The 4,735-nt window shown below is 73.6% G+C and carries 6 protein-coding genes and 1 pseudogene; 5 read left to right on the top strand and 2 right to left on the bottom strand.

All coding sequences use genetic code 11. The annotated features are described in order from the left end of the window. From paaA to AOK18_RS29300, 5 genes are all read left to right on the top strand, one after another. Positions 1–923, top strand: a 923-nt coding sequence (gene paaA, locus AOK18_RS29320; RefSeq protein WP_055696273.1) for a 1,2-phenylacetyl-CoA epoxidase subunit PaaA, incomplete at its 5' end; no start/stop codon positions are given. Further along, complete coding sequence (gene paaB, locus AOK18_RS29315; protein ID WP_055574617.1) at positions 920–1,207, top strand: 1,2-phenylacetyl-CoA epoxidase subunit PaaB; 288 nt, start codon at positions 920–922, stop codon at positions 1,205–1,207. The genes paaA and paaB, both read left to right, overlap by 4 nt. After that, positions 1,204–1,938: a 1,2-phenylacetyl-CoA epoxidase subunit PaaC gene (gene paaC, locus AOK18_RS29310; RefSeq protein ID WP_055696272.1), complete on the top strand. Its 735-nt coding sequence runs from the start codon at positions 1,204–1,206 to the stop codon at positions 1,936–1,938. Before paaB ends, paaC begins: the two co-directional genes overlap by 4 nt. After that, complete coding sequence (gene paaD, locus AOK18_RS29305; RefSeq protein WP_055696271.1) at positions 1,932–2,513, top strand: 1,2-phenylacetyl-CoA epoxidase subunit PaaD; 582 nt, start codon at positions 1,932–1,934, stop codon at positions 2,511–2,513. Before paaC ends, paaD begins: the two co-directional genes overlap by 7 nt. Further along, complete coding sequence (locus AOK18_RS29300; RefSeq protein ID WP_055696270.1) at positions 2,513–3,571, top strand: 2Fe-2S iron-sulfur cluster-binding protein; 1,059 nt, start codon at positions 2,513–2,515, stop codon at positions 3,569–3,571. Before paaD ends, AOK18_RS29300 begins: the two co-directional genes overlap by 1 nt. A 198-nt stretch (positions 3,572–3,769) precedes the next feature. Here AOK18_RS29300 and AOK18_RS29295 read toward each other — a convergent pair whose 3' ends face one another. Continuing rightward, positions 3,770–4,099, bottom strand: a complete 330-nt coding sequence (locus tag AOK18_RS29295) for a rhodanese-like domain-containing protein (protein ID WP_055574613.1) — start codon at positions 4,097–4,099, stop codon at positions 3,770–3,772. A 73-nt stretch (positions 4,100–4,172) separates the two neighbouring features. Then, positions 4,173–4,735: pseudogene (locus AOK18_RS29290) on the bottom strand (hypothetical protein); the annotation flags it as partial.

Here is a 4,735-nt window from a genome sequence, read left to right as displayed (position 1 = left end):
TCGACGCGGCCGTCGCCGCCGACGAGCGGATCGAACCGCGCGACTGGATGCCCGACGCCTACCGCGCCACACTCGTCCGGCAGATCGCGCAGCACGCCCACTCCGAGATCATCGGCATGCAGCCGGAGGCCAACTGGATCACCCGCGCGCCCTCGCTGCGCCGCAAGGCGATCCTGATGGCCAAGGTCCAGGACGAGGCCGGGCACGGCCTGTACCTCTACAGCGCCGCCGAAACCCTCGGCACGGGGCGCGACGAGCTGCTGGACAAACTGCACTCCGGCCGCCAGAAGTACTCCTCGATCTTCAACTACCCCACGCTGACCTGGGCCGACGTCGGCGCGATCGGCTGGCTGGTGGACGGTGCCGCGATCACCAACCAGGTGCCCCTGTGCCGCTGCTCGTACGGTCCGTACGCGCGCGCGATGGTGCGCATCTGCAAGGAGGAGTCCTTCCACCAGCGCCAGGGCTACGAACTGCTGCTGGCCCTGAGCCGCGGCACCCCCGAGCAGCACGCGATGGCCCAGGACGCGGTGGACCGCTGGTGGTGGCCGTCGCTGATGATGTTCGGCCCGCCCGACGACGAGTCCCAGCACTCCGCGCAGTCGATGGCCTGGAAGATCAAGCGGCATTCCAACGACGAGCTGCGCCAGCGCTTCGTCGACATCTGCGTCCCCCAGGCGGAGTCGCTCGGCCTCACCCTCCCCGACCCGGACCTGCGGTGGAACGAGGAGCGGGGACACCACGACTTCGGCCCGATCGACTGGGCGGAGTTCCGGGACGTCCTCAAGGGCAACGGCCCGTGCAACGAGGAGCGGCTGACCCGGCGCAGGCGCGCCCACGAAGAGGGCGCCTGGGTCAGGGTGTCGGCGGCCGCCTACGCGGCCAAGCACACGACCGGCGAGACAGGAGCGATCCCCGCATGACCGACACCGACTGGCCCCTGTGGGAGGTCTTCGTGCGTTCGCGCCGGGGACTGTCCCACACCCACGCCGGCAGCCTGCACGCCCCGGACGCGGAACTGGCCCTGCGCAACGCCCGCGACCTGTACACCCGCCGCGGCGAGGGCGTCTCCATCTGGGTCGTGCCGTCGTCCGCGGTCACCGCTTCCTCGCCCGACGAGAAGGACCCGTTCTTCGAACCGGCCGCCGACAAGCCCTACCGGCACCCGACGTTCTACGAGATCCCCGAGGGGGTGCGGCACCTGTGACGACGACATCCGCTCAGGAGACCGTCCCCACGGCGGCCGCACTCGCCCTCGGCGACGACGCCCTCGTGCTCTCCCACCGCCTGGGCGAATGGGCCGGCCACGCCCCCGTGCTGGAGGAGGAGCTCGCCCTCGCCAACATCGCGCTGGACCTGCTGGGCCAGGCCCGCGTCCTGCTGTCGCTGGCGGGCGACGAGGACGAGCTGGCGTTCCTCCGCGAGGAGCGCGCCTTCCGCAACCTCCAGCTGGTCGAACAGCCGAACGGCGACTTCGCCCACACCATCGCGCGCCAGCTGTACTTCTCCGCCTACCAGTACCTCCTGTACACCGAACTCGCCGCCGGCGACGGCCCGCTGGCCCCGCTGGCCGGCAAGGCCGTCAAGGAGGTCGCCTACCACCGCGACCACGCCGAGCAGTGGACCCTGCGGCTCGGCGACGGCACCGCCACCGGCCACACCCGGATGCAGCGGGCGGTGGACGCGCTGTGGCGGTACACCGGCGAGATGTTCCAGCCGGTCGAGGGCATCGACGTCGACCGGCCGGCCCTGGAGGCGGCCTGGCTGGAGCGGATCACGCGGACGCTGCACAGGGCCACGCTCACCGTGCCCGACGGCCCGCGCACGGGCGCGTGGACGGCCGGCGCCGGACGCCAGGGGCTGCACACCGAACCCTTCGGCCGCATGCTCGCCGAGATGCAGCACCTGCACCGCAGCCACCCGGGGGCGACATGGTGACCCCGGCGGCCACCACCCCGCTGGAGGCGGAACTGCTCGAACTGGCCGGTTCGGTGCCCGACCCCGAACTGCCCGTGCTGACCCTGCGCGAGCTGGGCGTGGTGCGCGCGGTGCGCGCGGTGCGCGCGCACGGCTCGGACACCGTCGAGGTCGAGCTGACCCCCACGTACACGGGGTGCCCGGCCGTCGAGGCGATGTCGGCCGACATAGAGCGGGTCCTGCGCGAGCACGGGGTGCGCGAGGTCACCGTCCGCCGAGTGCTCGCACCCGCCTGGTCGACCGACGACATCACCGACGAGGGACGGCGCAAGCTGCGGGAGTTCGGCATCGCCCCGCCCCGCGTACGGCCGGCGTCCGGCGCGGTCGCGGTGGACCTCGGACCGACCCGCACCCTCGGCCCGCGGGCACACGGAGCGGACGGCCCCGCACCGGAGACCGCGCCGGAGCCCGTGCGGTGCCCGCACTGCGGTTCCGCCGGCACCGAGCTGCTCAGCCGTTTCTCGTCCACCGCGTGCAAGGCGCTGCGCCGCTGCCTGGACTGCCGTGAACCGTTCGACCACTTCAAGGAGTTGTGATGGCGCGCTTCCACCGGCTCCGGGTGGCCGCCGTCGACCGGCTCACCGACGACTCCGTCGCCCTGACCCTCGCCGTCCCGCCGGAGCTGCGCGAGGAGTACCGCCACCTTCCCGGCCAGCACCTGGCCCTGCGGCGCAGGGCCGACGGCGAGGACGTCCGGCGCACCTACTCGATCTGCTCCCCGGCCCCCGAGGGCGCGGGGCCCGGCACACTGCGGGTGGGGGTGCGGCTGGTCGAGGGCGGCGTCTTCTCGACGTACGCCCTGAAGGAGATCGGTGTCGGGGACGAGCTGGAGGTGATGACCCCGGCGGGCCGCTTCACCCTCCCGCCCGCACCCGGCCGGTACGCGGCGGTCGTCGGCGGGAGCGGCATCACCCCGGTGCTCTCCATCGTCTCGACCCTTCTGGAACGCGAGCCCGGGGCCCGGTTCTGCCTGATCCGCAGTGACCGCACGGCCGCCTCGACGATGTTCCTGGAGGAGGTCGCCGACCTGAAGGACCGCTTCCCCGACCGGTTCCAGCTGGTGCCGGTGCTCTCGCGGGAGGAGCAGCAGGCGGGACTGCCGTCCGGACGGCTCGACGAGGAGCGGCTCACCGCCCTGCTGCCGGCCCTGCTGCCCGTGGAGCGGGTGGACGGCTGGTTCCTGTGCGGCCCGTACGGGCTGGTCGAGGGGGCCGCACGGGCCCTGCGCGGTCTCGGCGTGCAGCGTTCCCGCATCCACGAGGAGATCTTCCACGTGGACAGCGGCGCACCGGTCGTGCCCACGGCGCCGGCCCCCGCCCACAGCACCGTCACCGCCCTGCTCGACGGACGCAGCGGCACCTGGCCCGTCCAGGACGGCGAGTCCCTGCTGGAGACGGTGCTGCGCAACCGCTCCGACGCCCCCTACGCCTGCAAGGGCGGGGTGTGCGGAACGTGCCGCGCCTTCCTCGTCTCGGGCCGGGTGCGGATGGACCGCAACTTCGCGCTGGAGCCGGAGGAGACCGACGCGGGCTACGTGCTGGCGTGCCAGTCGCACCCGATGACGGAGAGGGTGGGGCTGGACTTCGACCGGTGACGGCCGCACCACCGCCCTGCCACCGTTCCGGCGGTGCGATCACGCCGTGCGGACCGTTCCCCGCCACCCCCGGCCCCGCTCCGCCCCGGCACCACGCCGGGAGGCGGGGGCCGGGCCGGTCCCCGGCGCCCTGTCCGCGGCATCCGCCACGTGGCCCCCGGACCGGGGACCGCGCGGGCCGTCCGTCCCGATCCGGTCCTACAGGACGTGCCCGGGCCGGCCGTCGTCGGTGACGACGGGGCGTCCCGCGGCCTCCCACACCTGCATGCCGCCGTCCACGTTCACGGCGTCGACGCCCTGCTGGACCAGGTACATCGTGACCTGGGCCGAACGCCCGCCGGAACGGCAGATCACGTGCACCCGGCCGTCCTGCGGAGCCGCCTCGGTCAGCTCGCCGTAGCGGGCGACGAACTCACTGATCGGGATGTGCAGTGCCCCTTCGGCATGACCGGACGCCCACTCGTCGCTTTCGCGGACGTCCAGCAGGAAGTCGCCGTCCTTGAGGTCCGAGACCCCGACCGTGGGCACCCCAGTCGCAAAACTCATGCCCCCGACGCTACCGGAAGCCCCGGCCCGGGGCCCACGCCCGCCGGGCCGGACCTCAGCCCTCAGGGGTCTCCAGGGCCGCCAGCTCCGCCTCGCGCCCGGCCACCTCGGCGCGCAGCTGCTCGGCGATCTCCTCCAGGAGACGGTCCGGGTCGTCCGGGGCCAGCCGGAGCATCGAGCCGATGGCGCCCTCCTCGAGTTCCTTCGCGACCAGCGTGAGCAGTTCCTTGCGCTGGGCGAGCCATTCGAGCCGGGCGTAGAGCTCCTCGACGGCGCTCGGGGCCCGGCCCGCCGGCTCCGGGCCCGCCGCCCATTCCGCGGTGAGTTCCCGCAGCTCGGCCTCGCTGCCGCGGGCGTAGGCGGCGTTGACGCGGGTGATGAACCCCTCGCGGCGACGGCGTTCCGCCTCCTCCTGCGCCAGGTCCGGGTGGGCCTTGCGGGCGAGGTCGCGGTAGAGCTTGCGTGCCTCCTCGCTGGGCCGCACCCGCTCCGGGGGCCGGACGGGCTGGTCGGTGAGCATGGCCGCGGCCTCCGGGAAGAGACCGTCGCCGTCCATCCAGCCGCCCAGCAGTTCCTCCACGCCGGGGATCGGCTGCAGCCCGGCGTGGAGGAACTGCT

The organism is Streptomyces prasinopilosus (assembly GCF_001419695.1).
GTDB lineage: Bacteria > Actinomycetota > Actinomycetes > Streptomycetales > Streptomycetaceae > Streptomyces > Streptomyces prasinopilosus.
The sequence above is the reverse complement of the archived record's forward strand: the minus strand, read 5'-3'. Positions and strand labels throughout refer to the sequence as shown.